The following is a 21657-nucleotide window of genomic DNA, read 5'->3' on the forward strand; positions in this document are numbered from 1 at the left end:
AAACAGAGAAAGGCTATTTAATGAAAAGATTAAACATTGCATTAGACCTGTTTGGAGATAAAGCCTGTGGATATGATGGACGAGTCCTTCGGACCTGCCTGTGCCCTATGGGACGTGTGAACAAAGCCATGGATAACAAAAAGACGTTACCCACAGCTATTGCTCACACTCACAGGCTTCTCGTCCACATATCCACCAGGCCCAATAGCAACTATTTATTAACTGCAACAAAACCTCTCAAAAGCAACACCTATTTTGAGGCAACGACTCAGTATATTTTTTGTCCTTCGGCAACACCTTTCATTGAGGCAATAGGTTGGATGTAGGTAGATTAATGGGGGCTAATAAATTTTCTTTGCAAGTAACGGAGTTAGCTACACCCAGCAACGATTTTCATTGAGGGAATTATGACGATTAGAGGTTAAATCCTTGGGAATAATGACTACCCGGCAAAGCGTTTAGCCCTTAGCAGACCGATGTACGCCAAGTTCCGGTTTATAGAACCTTTCGATTAAATCAATATAATTACTGGTTTTATTACCTAATCGAGATGTTGTGAGTGCACTAAATTCTTTGTCGTCTAATGGTTTTGTATCAGGTTTATGTTCAAGAAGGTCTATTAAATGACGAGCTGCCTTTATTTTTTCTTCAGCACTAGAATCAAATTTGAATCCAAATAGTTTGGTTTTGAAATGTTTGGATGCCTCAACCTCTGCCTTAAGGTCTGCTTCCCTTGTTTTTATATAACGCTCTAAAATATCAATTAATTCGGATGTTCTTTTAGAAAGCTCTGGTGCTTCAAATTCTGATGCAGGCAAAGGTTTTTCTTCGACTTCGAGAGCGGATTCATGTATCTTTAGTTCAGCTGCTTCTTGTAAGGAATCATCAACAACAGTTTGGACTTGCAGTTTTGCAATGGCATCTTTATCTAATTTTTCTTTTTGAATCTCTGGGGCATTCTGAGCGTTTTCTTTTATGACTTCCAGGGAATGCCTTTCTAATAGTCTTTGAATGGCTGGATGCCGAGCATGCTCTTTCACACGGCGTACAATTTGCAAATTTAATTCTTGCAATGCAAAATCCTCAGGAGTTTGGGTGTATTGAGGTGCTGGAATGGTAGAAATTAATTCTTTATAAACTCTATCTAGTAGGGCTATATCGTTAGTATCTTGTTCATATTTATTCAAGGCCTGGTCTATATAGTCCAGTTTTAATAATAGATTGTCTGTTATGGATAACGCATTATAGATACGCTCCAATGTTAAGCCATCTCCTTGCTCAGACAATAAGGGGTTTTCTTTTACTTGTAATGCGTGGTTTCTTAAGTTTTCATTGTTATCAAAATAATCCTGAGCTGACATTACTGATATAAATGAGGCTTCTTTGCTGTGTATTGGGTGCAGAATATGCATATGATACCCAAAAATATCCTCGCCATTGTAAATGGCCATGGTATTTTGTATGCCACGTTTAAGGACCGCAACATGATTCCCAAATGCATCATAGAGATTAGGCTGGAAGAGAGTAGCCGGGGGAAAGCCGTTTTGAATTAATAAACGATTTTGTAATAAATTGACAAATGTTCTGCCATTAGCATCTCCAAAGGGATGAGTACGTTCGAAGGCCTCAGTTGTTTCACCAATTAATTGTAAAATTTCATCAGGTTCTTTTAAAGTCTTAATTTGTTCATTGTAGTTGTTTATGATTTGTTCCATGACCTCTTCAGCGGCTGCAGGTGCTTGGTATCTGATCTTCTCACAACGTTCTATCATGAATTTTGCTAAAGCGGAGTTATTATTTTCAATTTTATATTTCTCTGCAATTTTGTTTCGTGTATCAAAAATGGTAGAGTGTGATAAAAAAATTTTTTCATTATCTTCTAAATGAGAATATAAATATTGCGATTCGCCATCCGAGTCAGCTTCACCAACTAAAGCAAAATTTCCACTTTCCATTTTATTAAGTAAATCAGTAAGCCCTTCAACCGTCATCCATGAAGATGCCAAATCGAAAGTTGGAGGATGCCTTCTATACGCCCCTCTTTCAGTACCGTTATTTCCATAACCGAAGAACACATCCTTGGTGACAAAGTCATGAAGTTGTAAAATTAGATCATGAGATATGAATTTATCTTCAATATTATCTAAAGCTACTTCCAGGGCCGGAAAGAAAGCTTCCAGAGACTTAGGTTCTCTTATCGCATAGTTTACCCATCCATTTTCGCCGCCATTTCGTTCACCAGCAATTGCACCCACTGTCTTGGCATAGAGATTTCCATCAACGGCTAACTGCCATAGTCTATTTTTGGGGTAATTATCCCGAAACATTTTCAGGGCCTCGGAAGTAGAAACCGGATTTATTGCAAAGGATTCATCAGGCATTAATGCTTTTTGGCGGCGTTGGTTGTAGGTGACTAAATGTTCCAATTTATAATACCAATCATCCAGTTGATTGAAGTCATCAATGGTATAATATTCAAAAGCTATTTCTTTTAAGTCATCGAAAGAATGACTCTTTGCGCGAAGAAATTCATTAATTTGCTCTGAGGGTTTTGGCTGTTGTTTTATATCAATGATTAATTTACTAGGAGAACCGGATTTTAAAACCAGATTTAGTTTCATTTTAGCTCTTTAATGAAGTTGGGATAATAATAATCAGTATAGCTGTTGTATAAAAAAAGCTCAAAAGTGATGTGAGAGAAACCGGTACGTCGTGATAACCATCCAGGTAGGTAAATTGATATGTTCCAGTCTTAATGCCATTCAATGATGCGTATGCTTTTCTCATGAATTATTATCTGTTGTTTGAGGAAAAGGCGTTTCATAGTAGACTTTCTTATTATTAACGATATGGATCTATGGCGAATTATTTAGCTATTGCAGCGAGCCCCCTTATTGGGCAAGCAGACAATGTATTTACTAGATGACGAATTTATTAATAATCGCCTGAAGCGAGCATCAATTGATAAAAAAGAAAATTATCATTTCGAGTCTGGGCAATACCATAGAATGGTTTGATTTTGGACTTTTCATTTTCATGGCGCCGATAATCGGAGCTAAGTTTTTTCCGCAAGCATTGGCTGGCAATGCAACCATTGAGGCTTTAATGGTATTTGCTGCTGGTTTTCTTTGTCGACCATTAGGCGGTATTTTTTTTGGCTATTTCGGAGATACTCGCGGTCGTGCCAAAACATTAAGAATTTCTATCTTAATTATCACTATGTCAACTTTTTTAGTGGGTGTTATTCCGTCTTATGAAGAGATAGGAATAACTGCCCCAATCGTGTTTATCTTACTTCGTTTGATACAAGGAGTATCTATTGGTGGGGAATACAGTGGAATAATGATCTACCTTGCCGAATCAGCGCCGCTTAACAAACGTGGTTTTATTACGAGTTTTGCAGCAATAGGTGCGAATTTGGGTTTTTTATTGGCCACAGTAACATTGATGCTGCTGCATTTGCTTTTTACTGAGGAAGCGATTACAAATTGGGCATGGAGGGTACCTTTTCTTCTCATAGGGTTACCAGGCTCATTAATCATTTACTATCGTTTTAAATTATCTGAAACGCCGATTTATTCTCAGTTGCAAAAAAATCATCGCCTTGAGTCTATTCCATTTATTGCAGCTATTAAATTTGCACCCTACCAGCTACTAAAAATTTTAGGTCTTACTTGCATGGGCTCAACCTTTTATTATGTGTTTTTTGGATATATGCCCACTTATTTAGAACACTATATTGGATTTTCCTTCGCGGACGCGCTAACCATTGAGAGCTCTATGTTAATTGTAATGCTCTTTACTGTGCCTGTGTCTGGTATGTGTGGTGATTATTTTACCCGAAGAAAAATGCTGATAAGTACTGCAATCGCTATTATATTTTTGGCTTTACCCTGCTTTTATTTACTGCAGTTCAAATCCGTAACATTAGTGCTATTATCTTTAGGTACAGCAACTATCCTAAGCTCTTTAGAACAAGGGAATACTCTCACAGCTATTGTAGAAAATTGTCCTGAGAACGTTCGTTACAGTGGCGTAGCCTTTTCTTATAACCTGGGAAATGCTCTATTCGGTGGCAGTACGCCGTTGGTTGTTACTTTACTGACAGAAAAAGTAGGTCTTATCCTACCGGCTTATTACCTAATTTTTATGTCCGCTATCACCTTAATTACCGCAACAACCTTACTTAGCAACAATCAGTCCTTGGGGCCTTTGCGCGATCGTAAGCGCGCTACCATGCAAGTCGATTTGCAATAAAATCAACATAACTCAGGATTACACCTGTTATTTTTGCGACACAATCGACAGATACAGTTCGTATTGACCATTAGCATTGGATAGTAAAAATTTTTGAGTCGTATTAATCGCCCAAGTCACCGGAACTGATTTTTGATTGGGCATACTCCATTGCACCTGCAAATTCCCCTTTTCATTTTTTAATTCAACGCGAATCAAGCCAATCAGATCATCTGGATTTAAAGGTTTTGAATCTTGATCCATCAGAGAGACAATCAGAGTAATTTTTTCTCCACTCTTGATGGGTTCAGACCATAGAGGAGCCGATTTAAGCGTATTGATTTTTGATGATGGCAAATGAAGTGGAAACTCCGGGATTCGAATATATTGTGTTGGCTGATTGACGCGTAATACACTTATATCAAAATATAAATCATCGCCAAGCAGCTCTCCCTGCTTTACCATTTTTATATGATCCAAGACGAGCTTAGGAGAAAACTCCTGTTTATTAACAGCAAAAGCCATGGATGAGAAACAAAAAACAACAAGCGTGCACCAATGCGGCCATTTCATTTTCTGACTCCTTTCTATACTTTGTTGCTTTGTAAGGACAACTAATATTCAGTATGGTACAAATAAGTAATAATGACTATCAATCTATACAGTTTATTAAGACTAATTGCATAATTCATTACTTTATAACGCTTTTCAAGAAAAGTAAGCTCTTGCCCATTTATATTGAAAATCTTCTCCATTTCTTTCTCTAACAATTCCGTGGCTGTTTTGTTCTATTTATTCTTTAAAATCTTGGTCATCTTTTCACTCTTTCTAAGGTAAATTTTATCTGAAAGTACTAGAAGAAATCCTCTCCAATTTAAATCAATCGATACGTACCTCGGTGACTCAAAAACTCATCATTTATAGCAAGGATGAGGTCAAAACTGTTCTTTTATCTAAAGTAGGGTCATCATTGCTCTCTTCACTCAACCCCGTATCAAAAAATCTTAGTCCAGCTTGCTTAATTTTAGAATCAGTAGGTTTGGGAGAAGTATTATTTTGAGGCGTATTTGGAGTATAGCCTTGACTCATTTTTTCTATCAATGGCTCCATCTGTTTAGGACATTGGGGCGATTTTTTGCTATGGAAAACGGTAGGCCAAGTAAACGCTATCGATACGAATACTAAAATGACTGGAGACAATATTGCCATGGTAATGGTTAATGCAATTTTTGCCCCGATTGCTTCTCCCAACGTTTCACCAACATGAATTCCACTTCGAATTCCACCGGCAACAGAATAAGCAAGAGAATCACCTATCAAAGCACATAATTTGAGCATATTGATGGTTCCATATTTTATCTTTTGTGCTTTTGTCTGGCCTTCTTCCAGTGGTTGATATATTGATTCAAATTTTTCTTTTAGGTCGACATACGTTTTCGGATTAAAGACTTTATATACTTGTGAAAAAGTATTAACAACCATGGTTGTCGAAGTACATATCATAGCGATAAAATGTGCTAAGAGGGTATCTGGACTTGCACCTAACGCATTGAAAAGCTTATTAACCCCTGACATAGTAGTAAACCAGGTTAGTGTTGCATACACAGCTAAAAAGACTGTACTTACGACTCCTAGTAAGATACATCGCAAAAGTCCATAGGGTTTTTTATAATCTTCAATAAAAAGATTTTTAAATTTTGTATAATTTTCACGTATGCCTACAGCTTGAAACGAATAAAAAGAAATCGCTGCAATCACAGCTAACCCAATTGTAACTGCCAAAACCAGAGGGTTAGAGGCGAGCATACCCGCCCCCAAAAAATTGAGAAGGCCTACAAGACCAGCATAACCAGAAATGCCCGCAGAAATACATGCCAATAAGGTCACAATACCAAAAAATAATTTCTGACCTCTATCGAATACCGTCTTTTCTTTTATATTTTCTTCAAGGGTCTTAAACGTTTTTTGTTTTTGAGGCTGAAAGCCAGCACTATCAAGCATGGCTTGCCCACGACTTAACAAACATACTATTCCATTACATAAGGAAAGTACGATTGCTAAGCCGAGGCTAACCCCAAATGGAGCTCCCAAAGTACTTAATAATCCAAGGCAAAATACCATACAAAGCGCCATAGAGGTAACGACTTTGCCAATGACCAAGGGCACTCCTTTTATCAACCTATTTCTATTTTGAATGGGGGTTCTCGTAAATTCTTGGCCCTTGCTAGAGCAGGTAGCAATTTGTAAGACCTCTTGTTTAGACAATCTTTTTCCACCCGAAAGTATTTCTCCCCACTTAAATGTAAGGAAACTCCAAAAAAAATGAGAAAACGGACGTTCTAGAAGATCTGTTATTCGAAGATCCCCATTTAGAATGGCCTGTTGAACTTTTTGTGATTCTTTTTTATTAAATTGATATTGGTTAAACGAAGCAATAATCCAATCTTTTTGGGTACGAAATTTTCTTTTTAAAACCATTATGACATCAGGACGTTTATAATTAGCAAAATCGATTTGTTCTTTTTCTAATAAACTAACTATTTGTTCCATTGCGATAAATCCCTTCTGAATGCAAAGCATGTAGCTTATTTATAATTTCATAAGAATTCCAATAAATTTTTAAAAAATTAATTATCAATAGGAAAGATATCGCGATTATTTTTATTAGAAAAATTTGACATACTGTGTGAGTTCCATTCTAATCTTATTTTTTTTACATGATATGGACAATCATGGCATTTTTAAGTTTTCTAAAACCTGCTCCTTACCTAGATGAAATTCAGGATAAAACCCTTGTTAAACAGCAATATCGTTATTGGCGTATTCGCACCTTTTATGCCATGTATATAGGGTATGTTTTGTTTTATTTTACGCGAAAAAGTTTTACTTTCGCGATGCCCGCATTACAAAGCGCCTTAGGGATGACCAAAACTGAACTGGGAATGATTGCGAGTATTTTGAGCTTGAGTTATGGCATCAGCAAATTTTTAAGTGGAATTCTTGGTGATAAGTCAAATCCGCGTTATTTAATGGCGATTGGGCTAATTTTGACGGGTGTTGCTAATATTTTGTTTGGATTGTCTTCCACCTGGTGGTTATTTGCCATTTTTTGGGGATTGAATGGTTGGTTTCAAGGATGGGGATGGCCTGGATGTACTAAATTATTAACACATTGGTATTCTCAATCCGAACGCGGTCGCTGGTGGAGTATTTGGAATACATCTCATAACGTTGGTGGTGCGTTAATTCCATTGATTGTTGCTATGTGCGCGCAGTATTACGGCTGGCGTTCAGCCATGTTTGTGCCTGGGGTAATCTGCATTTTAGGCGGTATTTTTCTAATCAATCGTTTAAGAGATACTCCGCAGTCCCTTGGTTTACCGGCGATAGAGCAATATCGCGAAGATTTTTCTGGTTTATCAAATCACCACCAAGAAAAAACAGAATTCTCAGTCAAAGAAATTCTTTGGAATTATGTGTTAAGCAACCCATATATTTGGATACTCTCCATTTCATATTTGTTTATTTACATTGTGCGAACGGCCATTAATGATTGGAGCATGCTGTACTTAACGGAAGTGAAGGATTATTCCTTAATCACAGCAGGTAGTTGTGTCATATGGTTCGAGGTTGGTGGTTTTTTTGGAAGTCTGGCTGCCGGCTGGCTTTCTGATAAAATATTTCATGGTAAACGCAACCCCATTAACGTGCTTTTTACAGCAGGGGTATTTGTCACTTTATTGCTATTTACCTTAACCAGGGGATATACACCATTCCTCGATTCTTTGTTTCTCTTTTTCTTTGGTTTTTTTATCTTCGGGCCACAAATGATGATTGGTATGGCGTGTGCGGAGTTAGCACATAAAAAAGCAGCGGCGACGGCAACTGGTTTTGCCGGATTTTTTGCTTATTGTTTAGGGGCTGTTCTGGCTGGTGCTCCTTTGGGTGCAATTATCAAAAATTACGGCTGGGATAATTTCTTCCTTACCTTGTTTATTTGCTGCTTAATTCCATTTTTTATGATGCTGCCAATCTGGCATGTGAAAGCCCATCCAAAGTATCGTAAATCAGAGTTTTCAGGCAAATCTGAGTTTGCTTCGTGATGGGATTTCTTGGCTAGCCTAGCATTGGGTTGAATGGGATTCTTTGATAATGCCTCTTTATTAATAGGTTAATGAGGATGGCAGATCTTCCGATGCAACGTTTTGGGGTTTTCCTTGTTGTCTAAATACATCATGGTGCAAAGGCTGGCTAATTTCTCTTGTTAAAGTCTCTTCGGATCCTGGCATGATTTGCATCATGGGATTATAAGAATCAGCGGTATTATTCCAATCACCTAATTTTTTTTGAAAAGCTGTAAAATTAGCATCAGTACCATTTCCTTTGATCGCAAAAACAATATTTTTAAAAAAGGATTTATATTTTTTCTGGTTTAAGATTTCATGATATAAATTCGCTACTTTATCAGGGGGATTGCAAAAAGCACCACAGCCGAAGGCGCCTAGTATGATATTTTGTTGGTTGTTTTCGATAAGCGTATCCAGCTGAGCATGTATTTTTCTTCTCATACTTTTTTCATTAAACGGGTGTGGAAAAAAAGGAATAGGAATTCCAAAAATTCTTCGACGTAAATCATCAGCTGCAACACGCAATTCATAAAAAGGAAAAATTTTTCCTTGATCTTTTTGGGGATCAAGAAGTGTACCATCACTATCTCGAATCAGTGTAAGGGGTGTAGGGTTAAAATAAACTCTGCCTTTTTCTGCATTAATTAAAGAAGACATCTCAGGCGAATAATGGCGAGAATCTTTTAAATCTTCTTCTCTGATTGTAAAACTCCAATTTGTTCTTCGAGCGATATCCTCTTCCTGGCTTCCTTTACGATATTGAAAAACACCTCCTACATCATCAGCATTTGCAAAATTAACAACGGCTTGGAGTTCGCCTGTTTTTTGTGTCTGGATACGTGCTTCGGTTAAAGAATCGTTTGTGGACACAAAAATTTTGCAAGCTGAGTGGTCACGTCTGGAGGCTTTTTTCCAGGCATGTAGATTTTTTGCCGCAGCTTCTCTGTAACTGGAGCTGTGTTGTTCATAGTTTTGAACAACCTCTGCTAATTGAGTTCGATAGATTTTATCTTTACCCATAAGAAAAAAACTCATTATTTTTACATCGAGGGGTAAATCTTCTTCTTTAATAAAACGTTGCCACATTTTTGCTCTTGTCTAAGTTATTTGTTTGGTTATTTTAGCATATATATTTTTTGGGGTTGAATTATTATGATGTTAAAGGTAATGAAAGTAAGCGTAGCCTGTATTAGCCAATGCGTAATAAGGGAAATAGTCTTAGCTTGACTTACCCAAGGCGGTTTGGAGATAATTTTCAATTTCAGGTTGCGTGCTTATTTCGTCTTTACAAGCTTGCATAAATACATCTTTGAATTGATCGAATTCATTTCGGGTTACAGATTGTTCGATGTACTCATGAGCGCTCATTCTTAAACCTAGAATTTGGGCTGCTTGTTCCACTGTACTTAGTAATTGATTATATCTCCATGTTCCAACTAAAGTATCTGTTAATATCACCATATCAAGACTGTTTCCTCGATTTATAGAAAAATGTTCAATTCCCTCAGGTGATTCAGCATATATCGAGAAATTACCCGCTTCTCTATACACGCCTATCATGCGAGACTCACAACGATTTATACAACTGATTCAAGAGTTTCACGCTAAATTTTCTCACTCTATCAAAGAGATTGTCGCTGATCGAGCCTATGACTCTGGTGCCATTAGGATTAGAAGATGTTAATTTATCTATGGTTAGTATTTGTTTACCGGACATCTATAATTAAGTAACAAGGATGTGACTGCATAGGTCTCGATAGGATTTATTGAATGGCTGAAATAAATGAAAAAATTGAAAAGTTTAAACAAGCCTCACATGCCATATTAAACAGAAACCGTTATGACTTAGACAAGATTCTGGGAATGAGTACTAGGAGATGAAATGGCCTTATTCGACTTACCGTCGTATTTAAATCGGTTTTTTTATAGATTTAGACCGTTTTCAAATCGTCACTCAAATAGAGAACGTTTGGTTCTGCAGCAGACCCAAGACATGCTGCTAGAGTACCCAAAAGCTAAAGATGCGATAAATTACTCTAGGCAAAAACTGCAACAAATACGTAATCAACGACTTAGAAAATTACTTATTTATGCAAAATATAAATCACCGTGGTACCAGAAAACTTTAGCCCACATTGATGTTTATAACTTCACAGAAGAGCGATTAAACGAACTTCCAGTAATAAATAAAATGATTCTAATGGAAAATTGGGATGCTATTGTTACTGACAGGAAACTCTCATTAGCTCGTGCTGAAAAACATCTTGCAAGAATGAGCCGTGATAATGATACTTTATATCTACTTGACCGTTATCATGTTTTGTCAACTAGTGGTTCGAGCGGGTTGCGGGGGGTCTTTGTATATGACTGGAATGAATGGATCACATTTTTCTTATCCATTATACGTTATCCACTTTACAACCAGGATCGCTCCCAACTTTTAATTGATCCAACTCAAAAAATCAAAATAGCGCAAGTTGTAGTAACAAATACTGTTTATGCAATGTACTCTTTTTCAAAATCATTTATATTCTCTAATATAGAAAAGTCTTTTTTCCCCATTACTTCACCCATAAACCAAATTATAAAAGGTCTGAATGAGTTTCGCCCGGAAGCCCTGGAAGGAACACCTACGACGATGCATAAGTTATGTTTAGAGGCTCATGCAGGGCGACTCAAGATTCAACCCAGAATTATTAACATAGGTGGGGAGTCATTGTATGAACCCATCCGCAAGTTAATAAAAGAAGTTTGGCCTAATGTGAATATTTTTAATCAATTTGGTTCATCAGAAGGCTTATTAGGTATAAGCTGCCACGCAAATAATAATGAAATGCATTTAAATGATGATCTATGCATCCTCGAATCAGTTGATCAATTTAATAATCCAGTGTGCAAAGGAACTCTACCTCAAAGACATTTTGTCACCAATTTATATAATTATACCCTACCACTCATTCGTTATGAATGGTCTGATCGGTTGTTAATTCTAGATAAAACCTGTGAATGTGGGGTAGAACATCAACTTATTGCTGAACCTCAGGGACGTCCCGAATTTGATTTTATTTATCCTGGAAATATTTTTGTACATCACTTGCTTTTTGTAACGCCACTCCTATTGGAAAAAAATATTCGAGAATATCAGGTAATCCAGACAAAGGAGGGGGCAACAATCAAAATTTTAACAATCGGTTTTGTTGATAAGAAGCAATTACAAAATTACATTTGTAATCAATTAATCAAATTAGGTTTGTCTGAACCCAAGGTTAACGTAATTAGAGTGCCCCAATTTGATTACCCACCTTCAGGTAAGTTGAGGCGATTTATCAAACTTAATACTGAACATCATTAATCCTAATGTTTTCTTTTCCGTATCAGTCCTTGTTTAATTTGTTCAAAAAGGTCGTTGATGTCTGTAAATTTTATATCTGGATACACGTAAAATAATGGCTGTTCGTTTAAGCCCAACTCATTTTCCTTATCCTCTACGGTAACAGGCGTCGCGTTATTTCCTTCCAATAATAAGACTGGGAGTGTATATAATTTTATTTTATTATGTTTCGTTCGCATAAATACACTCACACCATGCCATGGTTGAATCGGATCACCCAATGCAGTGTTTGTTAATACAGCCAGTTGCCCAGGTTTTGCATGGATAGTCCAGCGAATGTGATCGGGAAAACAGACACTGATTGGCTCGAGAAGTAAATCTCTATCACTGCGAATTTCTGCCAAATAGTTTATGGTAGCAACCCAAGCTTCATTGAGCATCGATTGACGCAAATATTCAAGAAGTTTTAATGGGGTTGGCGTACTTTCTGACTGATTTTTGGCAAGAAAGAGCTCAATTTGAAAAAGATCATTATCGGTAAGTTTTGTGTAGGGTTCAAATAAGTTTCTGGTGAGTTCGCTATATAAATCAACATAATTTTTTCCATATAAACTAGCATAATGCGCCAGTTCTTTATAGTTGACGATGTACATTAATGACTTGAATAATGGGATATATCGTCCTTCAGGATTAGATGTTTCAGGCTCGGGATCTGACTTGATTGCCTGATTCATCGTTTCAACCATATCATAAGGGTTTAATAGGGGTAACATCAAATTACTATAAAAAGCGCGCACGTTTTCTCTAATAGCAGCTTTTTCTAATTGCATTTTTTGGGGTAAATAATTGGAAATGACGTATTGATAATCCATAATTTCCAAGTAATTTATGAGCCCCAATTTTTTTATCCACCAATTTAGATAATCTTGGTAGTGTTGAATGGTTTCATCAGCCTCATTTAAAAAGGAATTAAAGCGTCTGCCATCACAAATTATTGTAAATGAAGCCATGCATTGATCAGGAACTGCAACTTCTTGACGATAAATAAAATCAATTGTTTTTGCTATTTCAACTAATCCAAGCAAGAAACTTATTTCAGATAAATCAGGCATAGATCCTCTGGACTTAAGGGGAGAGGATGATTTATAAGGTAGTGCGGGTATAATCATTTTTATGGGTTTTTGTTTTGCAACCAGTTCTTTTATTTTGTTAACCAGGATAAGGCGTGAAACGTTTGATTTTGAGCCTTTTAAAAATTGTCGATCAAACATGACTTCAGTCAGTTTTTCTGCAAGACCAATATCTTGTGGCGTATTTATCCCATATTTTTTATAGTTTTTTTTTAATCTTGTTTTAGCGGCAGATACACGTTCTAAAACAAATTTATCTGATGCTTCCATAAGTAAGGGAAGCAGGCGTTCTAAAATTAATTTTGAACTGACGGATAAGGTTTTCTTTGAAAACTCTTGGGCACTATAAAGGTGAAAATTGGCATTTTGGTTGATATCATGCATAAAATGAGCACTAATAACGGCTTCACTTTTTCTATTTAAACCAACCTGATAGATGCCTTCTTGATTATTTTTTATAGTTCCTTTAGTCATTTGAGACCTGTAGAGCAAATAGAGCTACCAAATTGCTTAATCTCTTGAATGGTGCAACAACCGGTTAACTTCATTACGGCTTCAAATTCATCTTTCAATATTGTTAGAATCGCTTCAACTCCTTTTTCTCCATCCACAGCTAATGCCCAAAGGATTGATCTGCCTACTAAAACAGCATCGGCTCCCAACGCAATTGCTTTGAATATATCTGTTCCACGTTGAACTCCACCATCCAGCAGTACAGGGATTTGTCCAGCAACTGTTTTAACTATATCGGGTAATACTGAAATCGTTGCTTCGGATGTATCAAGTTGTCGGCCACCGTGATTGGATACAATGATGCATGCGATATTCAACTGACATGCTTTATCTGCGTCTAGCGGATTAAGAATTCCTTTTAAAATAATAGGTAAAGGTGTAATAGTTTGTAACCATTCAATATCATGCCAGGTCAATGAAGAGTCAAGCTCATGAGCTGTGAAATTATAAAGTACCTCACTATTTACCGTGCTATTAAAATTACCGGTAGACAATTCTTTTGGCAGCACGAATTGATTGCGAATATCCCGTTCTCTTTTTCCTGAAATGGGAACACCGACTGTCACAACAATAGCCTTGTATCCTATTTTTTCGGCACGATGGATTAATGATTCGGTGAGGGCTCTATTTTTAAAAATATAGGTCTGAAGCCAAAGATTATTATGCCCCGATAAGTTTATAATGTCTTCAAGAGATCTATTCGACATAGCGCTTACCACCATAGGTATACCTGAAGTATTAGCCGCTTTGGCTGTACTCACTTCCCCTTGTTTATCGACTAATTGATGAAAAGCAGTTGGTGCTATTAGAAATGGGGAACACAGCTCGTAACCCAACAGATGAGTAGATGATGTACTATTAGAAACATCTCGTAAACACAGCGGTCTTAGGTTAAGAGAGTCAAATGCATCACGGTTTTTTTGTTTTGTTATTTCGTCACAAGCTCCCGTATCAATATAATCGAAGATTTTTTTTGGAAGCTTGCGTTTTGCCAATAATCTATAATCAGACATTGATGCGGGAATGCTCATAACTAACTCTATTTTAAAGTTATAAAAAGAATAGCGCGTTTCATTATTCTTTGCATCTTTTATAATTATTAAACCTAATCCTTAAAATTTAATCGCTCGCACCGTTGCTCTAGCAATTCGAGATATTTTTCCTGCATCGGTTGAGATAAAAAACTGAAACCAATCAGCACTTGCCATTTTGGTATTACCTGATGGAACTCTTGTATGATCCCATCGATGACGTTCTGGTTTAATCCTAATTTTTCAATGGCAAAGTATTTAAGAAAATCACTCTTTGTTAAATTATTTTTTTTTCCTTTTAGCGGCAAAGCCAGTTCTTCTTTGGGGTTTTTTTGAGCGATGGTTGAGTTAAGTAAATCGTAGGCTGGTGATATGGAAATTTTTCTATCCTTAGTAATCAGGGAAAAATTTTTTAGATGCATGTCTTCATTGCCGACCAGGAAGTTAAACAACGTCAACTTAAATAATTTCACGAATTCAATTTTGGGAAATGTACAAAACTGCTCTATGACTGCAATTACTTGTTCCATAGAACTTTTATATTTTGTATGTCGATCTTCACCTGATAGCTGTGCAAAATCCTCTAAAGCTAACTTTTTATTATGGCCTATTCGATCAAAGCGTTTAATGAAGTAGGTTAAACTGTTGTCTTTAGAATAAACTAAACCATGAACAGGAACTTCGAGGCCAATGGTCTTTGCAAGGGTCATCGTAATGGCTTCATTTTCCGGCAATTCTGGATAAATTTCACTTTGTGGTTTTAAAATATAGTGACCCTTTTGATCAACGATTTCAAAACCTCCCTCTTTTATCTTTAGTTTGGCACTTAGTTTCTTTTGGACGCCTTAGACATCTTTCCTACCCGAGCAATTGCTTCCTGTCGCTGCTCATCAGCACTTAAATCTAATGGACTAAGATTTTTTAATTGAGGAGAAAGCAAATGCAATCCACGTTGAGAATAGTTTTCTTGGTCACTAATTACGTCATAAGTAATAGGGCAGCGTTTCATCTCAGTTCCTCAATCGTCACTGCCCCTACGACATCTTGGCCAACTCGTATCAATTGGCCAAAATAATCATTTTTATCGATTTTATATTTGCGTAATAATGCTTCAAGCATAATACCTTCAGGGAGTAATCCTTCAAAAAAAGGGGGAAATACGTCAAAATCATAGATCTTATTTGTTAACGGCATGGTGAGAGAAACAGGAGCCCCCTGATAATCATTAAGGTAAGTAAATTGATATTTTTTACCGTCTAAATCTTCTAATATTCCAGCTCTAATGCCATTCACTGATACGTATGCTTTTCTCATGTATTCTTATCCGTTGTTTGAGGAAAAGGTGTTTCAAATTTTATTTGGATATTTAAAACATCGAACACTTTTAGCAATGTATTTAGACGCACCGATTCTTTCCCTTTTTCAATATCATAGATAACCGTCTTGCCGACACCCGCTAACCGGGCTAATTCTTGTTGTGATAAGCCGCTGTGTTTGCGGTAGTAATGGACTAAATTGGCAATCTTGTGTGTGGGCATGGAACACCAAAAATTAATCATATATTACTGTTATAGCAGTAAAAATGATAAAAATAAATTTATTATTTCATTTCTTTGCATTAATTCACCATAAATTACTGTTATGGCGGTAAATTTTACTGATTTTCTGATTTTCACATATATATTTATTATAAATTCCTAAAAATTACTGTTATCGCGGTAAATTTGTGGGGGAATAACAAAAAAGTCATGTTCAGTCTCAAAAATACGTCCATCATGGATTAAAGGTTGGGCTAATATGGAATATAAGCTCGTCCAAAATGGAATGAGAATAGATTTCTTGGGTCAGGTAAAAAAAGCATAGGGACAAAAGGGACAAGTGGGGGCCTATAGGTTAAGGGTTAAAGTTTTGTGTTCTTGATTAGTGCCCCGGAAATGGGGATGAGCCACCAATTTTAAAACCAGGAAGGTAGCAAATGGTGGTGTAAGTGCAATTTCGCTTTAGATTTTGCACGCAGGTCCCGAAGTGGGTTTCTTGGGATTTAGGGTATCAAGTGTAACTGATTGATTTTAATATATTTTATTGGTTGGCCCACTAGGACTTGAACCTAGGACCAACGGATTATGAGCCCTGATCTTATAAAATAACATGTTGATTTTAAAGTAATAATATGTCACGGGATACCACTACAAATGTCGTACAGAGTATAACAATGTCGTACTCAAACACGCAAATCTCACGCAAAGCTATTTTAGCTAATTTAATGGCATTTGCTGGGAAAGACATTCGGTTTTCATGAAAATGACTACTTGTATGATGACATGGTAAATAAGCTATATTAGTTCATTCTCCAGCTCATCAGAATTTGCCAAAGTAATTCCAGCATAAATGGCTTCTTGTTTTCCCTTTAAAAATGCCCATAAACGATCGCCATATGAAAAATGCCACCACTCACGCGGATAATTAACAAAATCATGTTCATACATTATATCAAGAAGGATTTTTCTATTCTGGAATACTTCAGCTGAAATATTCTGAGAATAGGTTTCACAAATATCTGGATCGACTTTGTACCAATCTTTAATTGCCATACCAAAATCAATTAAATTTCCATTGGAGTCAATAATTTCAAGATCTACTGCACCGCCAGTACTATGAGGAGGTATATTCGGCGCTCCTTTAAAAAAGCTTACAGGGGCAATTAATAAACTGGCTTCTTTGAAAAGTTCTTCCTCTGACTTATTGGAGTTTTTTAATCTCAAATTGTTATAGTATTCATCAAATAGAATTTTTTGAACATTTAAGCTTCGTAATCCTTCATAAATTCTGAATCTCCAATCATGTGGAAGTTGTTTTTGAGCAAGACATAGTTTTTCATAAACGGTTTTTCTTAATTTAGTGTAATCATTTTGGGTTAAAGGTGTATCTGGAGGAGGGCCATAAGCAAGTTCTTGTTGTTCTTTTAGATCGACTAGAGGTTCATTATTTTCACGAATAGAAATACTACTAATTTTTTTTTCGTTAATAACAGGACCTTTTTTCATTATTTCTAGCCTGTTCGTCGAATTTTAAGAATTATAGTTTTTTTAAATTCAAGGCTCAATAGTTCTTTCACCTATCTCTATTTTAAGCAAAAAATCAATAGAGATAACAGTGCATAATAATTTTAAAAAGATATAAAAGCTATTCGGTTTTCATAAAAATGACTACTCGCGATGTAATGGTGAGTAATATAAAATGCAAAGTAATTCGATACGAATATACGTTATTTATTTTTAAGTAACGAAATAATGTACCATAATTTAAACTTAATATTATTCGTTATTAGAAAGTAAGGTTTTTTTTAATTCGGTTATTTGTTCAAATGTTGTTTTGTTAGCGAACTTGAACTTATTTACTCATTACTACCTAAAAAATAAATAGGATGAAGAGGCAGAAGGTTTTTTTGGTCATCTCTCATTTTGGGATAATACTCAATCCATAGCTCAATGAGTCTATCGAAGTCAATTAATTCAATATGTTCTCTGGAGTTAATTGCTTCCTTAATGGCTGGTTTTGAAAACTGACCAGATGTTACAAATATGCCTACATCTGTATTTCGCTTAAGTGTTCCTGAGAGTTTTTGTATGGCATCTGACGCAACTGAATCTAAAGGTCGATGTTTTACTTGTACGATAATTCTTGGTTGTTTAGTCCCTAAAGGATCCGTATAAGCAACTATATCTATCCCGCCGTCAGGCCCTCGTTCAGTGATATGGGAAATGTGATAACCCATTGCATCTAAAAGAGCTGCGACTAAATCTTGAAATTCGTATGGGTTTTTTTTGTAAATAAATTCTCTAATTCCTGCGTTAGCGTTTTCTTCGTATTGGTCTAAAAGTGCTTTTTGTACTGTTCCTGTATCTATACTTGCTTGTTCGATGGCAATATCTTCAATTTCAGACTCAGGATTTTCTGTTTTTCTTACTGCATTCCATTCGCGATAAATTTTGTTAGCACTGTTGAGGAGGTTTTCTGGACCTAATTTTATTGCTTCAGCCCCTTCGTTAGTTAAAATCCAGAGTCCTTTGTTTTTTCTTAAATAGCCTGCCTTCATGCAGTCAATTGTATAAAAATGGAGAATTGATTCCCACCTTACATTACCTGTTTTTTCATAAATTTGTTTTTCATAATCATCAAATTCGACAGTTTCACGAATTTTGTCAATAACTTCCTTACCTCTTAATTCACCTCCGGCATTTTTAAGTATGTTGAATGCCGCAAAAATAGTTTTTTCTGCGATTTTTTTGCTCCGCGATTTAGCCATACTCGTCCATATTTATCTAACTCTTTTTAATATAGAGGTAATTGATCTAATGGTCAAAATTGGTGTTGAATTGAAAACATTATATATTTTTCGTTGTAAAGGTGTGTTTTGCCTAATTTGGCTAAAACGACTGATGGGTTTCGAATAGCAAATAGCCCGGTTGCTTGCAGCTGGGCTACACTTCCTATAGCGATAGTGTTTTATCAAGAGAAGATACACAAATACTTCGCCAGTCTAAGCCACTATGAGTTTATCCAAGTGTTACATTTGCATCTCCAAGCTACATATGTAGAATAACAACTTTTAGTTACTAGTTGCTGTAGGGCTTTCGTGTAGCACATATTTTTTATAATATTTTTGTGCCAACTCTTTTGCATGTTTTAATTCATTTCCTGTTTTATCTTGCTCTATTAGTTTATAATTAAGCCAATTTTTCATTTGCTCTGCACTGTCTTGGTTTTCATCTAATCCTTGGGCTATGGCAACATTAATCCAAGCATATGCTTCTTGATAATCTTGAATTATACCGTGGCCATATAGATATTGTATGGCGACGTTTCTCTTTCCTTGGGCGCTACCCATAATTGCAGCTTGCTTGTAGCACTTAAATGAATTAACAAAGTCTTTTTGAAGATTATAGACATTACCCATGTTATTCATAATCGCTGAATATAGCGTGTCATTGTAGTTTTTTTCTAATGCTTTTTTATACCATGCTATAGCGGCTGAGTAATTAATGCCTGTTCCCATGCCGTGTGCATATATTTCGGCAAGCTGGTTGGCAATCAAATAAATGCCTTGGGTATCATAAGGCTCAATTTTTTCATAAAATTTAATTGCCCGTTCATATTGTTTTTCTTTATAGAATTTATCCGCGAGAGGAAACAAATACAACATATGACAATGACTCTTGTTATCACCTGCTTTATTGCATAGCTCAAGCAAGTCGTCTTCTTTACTTTCTTCAAAATACAATTGTCCTAGAAAATGAACCGCGGAGATTTTTGAATCTTCTTTTGCATTCTCGATAACCAATTTGCAAAAATGCACTTTCTGTTCTTCAGTGGTGACTGAATCATAGTCACACAAATTTTCTATTGCAGTTGCATTGCCTTTTTCAGCAAAGTCTAAAACAATTTTATGATATTCATTTGCTTTATCTTTAAAGCCGAAATGTGAATATATATTTGCCAACCTTGATGCAGAATTTGCTCCACATTCATTATTTTCAATAAGTATTTTTTTTAAGGATTCATCCTGATGAAGAAATAGTGTTCTATTTTTTTTAACTTCTTCTTCATTAGATCCCAGAGTCTTATATAGTTTTCTAACTAATGCATTGATGATATTTTCTGATTCTTGGCATGGATTTTCTTTTTTTTCACCCGTAATTTGTTTTTGATCGGGGATTTTTTCTGATTTTGGTAGAGGGCTATCTGATTGCTGGAGCGTTTCTTTTTTATGATAGTAACTTCCAAGTACTAATGAAAATAAAATGATCGTGACAATAGAAGACTTGGAAAATATAATTTTTTTCATCCTAACGTACCCTCAAATTCAATTTATTTAAATTTAATATTCCATATAAAATGCTCCAATTTTATCCAAGTGTGCAATAGTACATCAAAAAAAGAAACGATACTACTTAATTAGCGTGCAGTTGATATGTGTAGTGCCCCCAATTTAAACCGGTCCACCTAGCCAATAATTAACGACTAGTAATAGGACTAGTAATATGACTGTATCGACACCATTAGAATGTAATGAAATAATCCATTCAAGCAGCAATCGACGTCGTTGGACGCCGTTAGAGAAACAACAAATAGTCCATGAAACCTATCATTCAGGAGCAACGGTATCTTACGTTGCGCGAAAACATGGAATACCGCCCAGCCAATTATTTTATTGGCGTAAATTAATGGAGAGCAGTGCATTGACTGGAGTAAAGGCTGAAGAGTCTGTGGTACCCCAAAGTGAAGCGAATGAACTCAAAAGGCGAATTAAGCAACTAGAACAAGTGTTAGGCCAAAAAACGTTAGAGAACGAAATACTACGTGAAGCGGTAAAGCTCGGCCGGGAAAAAAAACTGATCTCGCGGCAACCCTTGCTCGGAATAAGCGATTTCGAATAAGAGCGATAGCCCGTGCTCTAGAAGTATCCCGTTCAAATCTAACAGAAAGGCTTAAAAAAATGGAACCACAAAAGAACCATTACGTTAAAACAGAGGACAATGAACTGCTCCCTTATATTCGCGAAATCACGGACAAACGCTGTAGCTATGGCTATCGAAGAGTCACTGTTTTACTCAACCATCGACTACAGTCTGAAGGCAGATTAAAAGTGAACCATAAACGTGTATATCGCATTATGAAGCTCAATAATTTATTGCTTCTGGCTCCTAAGAAAAAACCAACACGTTCTCACGACGGTAAGGTGATTACTTTAAAAAGTAATACGCGTTGGTGCTCTGATTGCTTTACCATTCAGTGTGCTAACGGAGATCGAGTGCATGTGGCTTTTGCTATGGATACCTGTGACCGAGAGGTTATTAGTTACGTTTCATCAACTATCGGTATAGATGGCAGAACTATTAGAGACTTGCTACTTGAAAGTATGGAGTATCGTTTTGGCAAAATCGACGTATTAGCAAAGCCGATACAGTGGCTTAGTGACAATGGGCCTTGTTATACAGCTCGCGAAACAGTAGCATTTGCTAGGAAACTTGGCTTTGATGTGAGAACCACCCCAGCTTATAGCCCTGAAAGTAATGGAATGGCTGAGGCATTCGTCAAAACGTTTAAGAGAGACTATGTCGCATTTAGCGATCCATTTGATGCTCTCACGCTCATGAGGCAGTTACCCGATTGGTTCAATGACTACAATGAACATGCGCCCCATAAAGGGTTAAATATGATGGCACCAAGACAATTTATCAATAGTGCTTTGGCTGGCTAAGTGGTCCGGTTTTATAGGGGCAACTCCA

The 21657-nt window shown here is 36.3% G+C and carries 17 protein-coding genes and 1 pseudogene; 5 read left to right on the forward strand and 13 right to left on the reverse strand.

The genetic code is table 11. From position 1 onward, the window contains the following. Positions 1 to 326: hypothetical protein (locus BW930_RS16010; RefSeq protein WP_217697078.1), on the forward strand; the 326-nt coding region annotated here is incomplete at its 5' end. A gap of 132 nt (positions 327 to 458) precedes the next feature. Here the strand turns inward: BW930_RS16010 and BW930_RS16015 are convergent. Beyond that, the gene (locus BW930_RS16015; RefSeq protein ID WP_058468257.1) at positions 459 to 2621 is read right to left on the reverse strand and encodes a Fic family protein; all 2163 of its coding nucleotides are present in this window, start codon (positions 2619 to 2621) and stop codon (positions 459 to 461) included. A 340-nt stretch (positions 2622 to 2961) separates the two neighbouring features. On the opposite strand from BW930_RS16015, the gene BW930_RS16020 reads away from it, so the two are divergent. Further along, complete coding sequence (locus BW930_RS16020; protein WP_058468256.1) at positions 2962 to 4257, forward strand: MFS transporter; 1296 nt, start codon at positions 2962 to 2964, stop codon at positions 4255 to 4257. Between the two features lie 27 nt (positions 4258 to 4284). On the opposite strand, the gene BW930_RS16025 is transcribed toward BW930_RS16020, so the two are convergent. Both BW930_RS16025 and BW930_RS16030 read right to left on the reverse strand, forming a co-directional pair. Next, on the reverse strand, positions 4285 to 4809 hold the full coding sequence (locus tag BW930_RS16025) for a hypothetical protein (RefSeq protein WP_058468255.1): 525 nt from the start codon (positions 4807 to 4809) through the stop codon (positions 4285 to 4287). Between the two features lie 345 nt (positions 4810 to 5154). Beyond that, positions 5155 to 6786 carry a hypothetical protein gene (locus BW930_RS16030; RefSeq protein WP_058468254.1) on the reverse strand — a complete coding sequence of 544 codons (1632 nt, stop codon included), beginning with the start codon at positions 6784 to 6786 and terminating at the stop codon, positions 5155 to 5157. Positions 6787 to 6968: 182 nt separating this feature from the next. Between BW930_RS16030 and pgtP the strand changes: the two genes are divergently transcribed. Then, positions 6969 to 8339, forward strand: a complete 1371-nt coding sequence (pgtP, locus tag BW930_RS16035) for a phosphoglycerate transporter protein PgtP (RefSeq protein ID WP_058468253.1) — start codon at positions 6969 to 6971, stop codon at positions 8337 to 8339. Between the two features lie 60 nt (positions 8340 to 8399). Here pgtP and BW930_RS16040 read toward each other — a convergent pair whose 3' ends face one another. Continuing rightward, positions 8400 to 9449, reverse strand: a complete 1050-nt coding sequence (locus tag BW930_RS16040; protein WP_058468252.1) for a poly(ADP-ribose) glycohydrolase domain-containing protein — start codon at positions 9447 to 9449, stop codon at positions 8400 to 8402. 132 nt (positions 9450 to 9581) lie between these two features. Continuing rightward, positions 9582 to 9923 carry a hypothetical protein gene (locus tag BW930_RS16045; RefSeq protein WP_238587869.1) on the reverse strand — a complete coding sequence of 114 codons (342 nt, stop codon included), beginning with the start codon at positions 9921 to 9923 and terminating at the stop codon, positions 9582 to 9584. 322 nt (positions 9924 to 10245) lie between these two features. Between BW930_RS16045 and BW930_RS16050 the strand changes: the two genes are divergently transcribed. Next, positions 10246 to 11715, forward strand: coding sequence for a phenylacetate--CoA ligase family protein (locus BW930_RS16050; RefSeq protein WP_058468250.1), 1470 nt, complete (start codon positions 10246 to 10248; stop codon positions 11713 to 11715). A 2-nt stretch (positions 11716 to 11717) separates the two neighbouring features. Here the strand turns inward: BW930_RS16050 and BW930_RS16055 are convergent, their stop codons facing one another. From BW930_RS16055 to BW930_RS16090, 8 genes and pseudogenes are all read right to left on the reverse strand, one after another. Continuing rightward, on the reverse strand, positions 11718 to 13298 hold the full coding sequence (locus tag BW930_RS16055; RefSeq protein ID WP_058468249.1) for an L-tyrosine/L-tryptophan isonitrile synthase family protein: 1581 nt from the start codon (positions 13296 to 13298) through the stop codon (positions 11718 to 11720). Then, positions 13295 to 14368, reverse strand: a complete 1074-nt coding sequence (locus BW930_RS16060; protein WP_058468248.1) for an alpha-hydroxy acid oxidase — start codon at positions 14366 to 14368, stop codon at positions 13295 to 13297. Before BW930_RS16060 ends, BW930_RS16055 begins: the two co-directional genes overlap by 4 nt. A 74-nt stretch (positions 14369 to 14442) precedes the next feature. Next, positions 14443 to 15377, reverse strand: a pseudogene (locus tag BW930_RS16065) (lpg2370 family Dot/Icm T4SS effector). Next, on the reverse strand, positions 15374 to 15682 hold the full coding sequence (locus BW930_RS16070) for a HipA N-terminal domain-containing protein (RefSeq protein WP_058468245.1): 309 nt from the start codon (positions 15680 to 15682) through the stop codon (positions 15374 to 15376). Before BW930_RS16070 ends, BW930_RS16065 begins: the two are co-directional and overlap by 4 nt. Further along, the gene (locus BW930_RS16075; RefSeq protein ID WP_058468244.1) at positions 15679 to 15906 is read right to left on the reverse strand and encodes a helix-turn-helix transcriptional regulator; all 228 of its coding nucleotides are present in this window, start codon (positions 15904 to 15906) and stop codon (positions 15679 to 15681) included. Before BW930_RS16075 ends, BW930_RS16070 begins: the two co-directional genes overlap by 4 nt. Before the next feature lie 795 nt (positions 15907 to 16701). After that, a complete protein-coding gene (locus tag BW930_RS16080) occupies positions 16702 to 17412 on the reverse strand; it encodes a M15 family metallopeptidase (RefSeq protein ID WP_058468243.1) in 711 nt (236 codons plus the stop codon). A 350-nt stretch (positions 17413 to 17762) separates the two neighbouring features. After that, complete coding sequence (locus BW930_RS16085; protein ID WP_058468242.1) at positions 17763 to 18674, reverse strand: restriction endonuclease; 912 nt, start codon at positions 18672 to 18674, stop codon at positions 17763 to 17765. 303 nt (positions 18675 to 18977) lie between these two features. Beyond that, the gene (locus BW930_RS16090; protein ID WP_058468241.1) at positions 18978 to 20213 is read right to left on the reverse strand and encodes an SEL1-like repeat protein; all 1236 of its coding nucleotides are present in this window, start codon (positions 20211 to 20213) and stop codon (positions 18978 to 18980) included. Positions 20214 to 20409: 196 nt separating this feature from the next. On the opposite strand from BW930_RS16090, the gene BW930_RS16100 reads away from it, so the two are divergent. Then, positions 20410 to 21629, forward strand: a protein-coding gene (locus BW930_RS16100; protein ID WP_115266147.1) for an IS3 family transposase whose coding sequence is annotated in 2 segments (ribosomal slippage) — positions 20410 to 20752 and positions 20752 to 21629 — 1221 coding nt in all. Because the reading frame shifts where the segments join, the coding sequence is not laid out codon by codon here. The last annotated feature ends 28 nt before the right edge of the window (positions 21630 to 21657 follow it).

This window comes from Fluoribacter gormanii (genome assembly GCF_900156395.1).
In the GTDB taxonomy this organism is placed as follows: domain Bacteria; phylum Pseudomonadota; class Gammaproteobacteria; order Legionellales; family Legionellaceae; genus Legionella; species Legionella gormanii.

Excerpts from the sequence above, each read along its gene's own strand:
- BW930_RS16015 (WP_058468257.1), bottom strand. The coding sequence starts at position 2,621 with ATGAAACTAAATCTGGTTTTAAAATCCGGTTCTCCTAGTAAATTAATC.
- BW930_RS16025 (WP_058468255.1), bottom strand. The coding sequence starts at position 4,809 with ATGAAATGGCCGCATTGGTGCACGCTTGTTGTTTTTTGTTTCTCATCC.
- BW930_RS16030 (WP_058468254.1), bottom strand. The coding sequence starts at position 6,786 with ATGGAACAAATAGTTAGTTTATTAGAAAAAGAACAAATCGATTTTGCT.
- pgtP (WP_058468253.1), top strand. The coding sequence starts at position 6,969 with ATGGCATTTTTAAGTTTTCTAAAACCTGCTCCTTACCTAGATGAAATT.
- BW930_RS16040 (WP_058468252.1), bottom strand. The coding sequence starts at position 9,449 with ATGTGGCAACGTTTTATTAAAGAAGAAGATTTACCCCTCGATGTAAAA.
- BW930_RS16045 (WP_238587869.1), bottom strand. The coding sequence starts at position 9,923 with ATGATAGGCGTGTATAGAGAAGCGGGTAATTTCTCGATATATGCTGAA.
- BW930_RS16050 (WP_058468250.1), top strand. The coding sequence starts at position 10,246 with ATGGCCTTATTCGACTTACCGTCGTATTTAAATCGGTTTTTTTATAGA.
- BW930_RS16055 (WP_058468249.1), bottom strand. The coding sequence starts at position 13,298 with ATGACTAAAGGAACTATAAAAAATAATCAAGAAGGCATCTATCAGGTT.
- BW930_RS16060 (WP_058468248.1), bottom strand. The coding sequence starts at position 14,368 with ATGAGCATTCCCGCATCAATGTCTGATTATAGATTATTGGCAAAACGC.
- BW930_RS16070 (WP_058468245.1), bottom strand. The coding sequence starts at position 15,682 with ATGAGAAAAGCATACGTATCAGTGAATGGCATTAGAGCTGGAATATTA.
- BW930_RS16075 (WP_058468244.1), bottom strand. The coding sequence starts at position 15,906 with ATGCCCACACACAAGATTGCCAATTTAGTCCATTACTACCGCAAACAC.
- BW930_RS16080 (WP_058468243.1), bottom strand. The coding sequence starts at position 17,412 with ATGAAAAAAGGTCCTGTTATTAACGAAAAAAAAATTAGTAGTATTTCT.
- BW930_RS16085 (WP_058468242.1), bottom strand. The coding sequence starts at position 18,674 with ATGGCTAAATCGCGGAGCAAAAAAATCGCAGAAAAAACTATTTTTGCG.
- BW930_RS16090 (WP_058468241.1), bottom strand. The coding sequence starts at position 20,213 with ATGAAAAAAATTATATTTTCCAAGTCTTCTATTGTCACGATCATTTTA.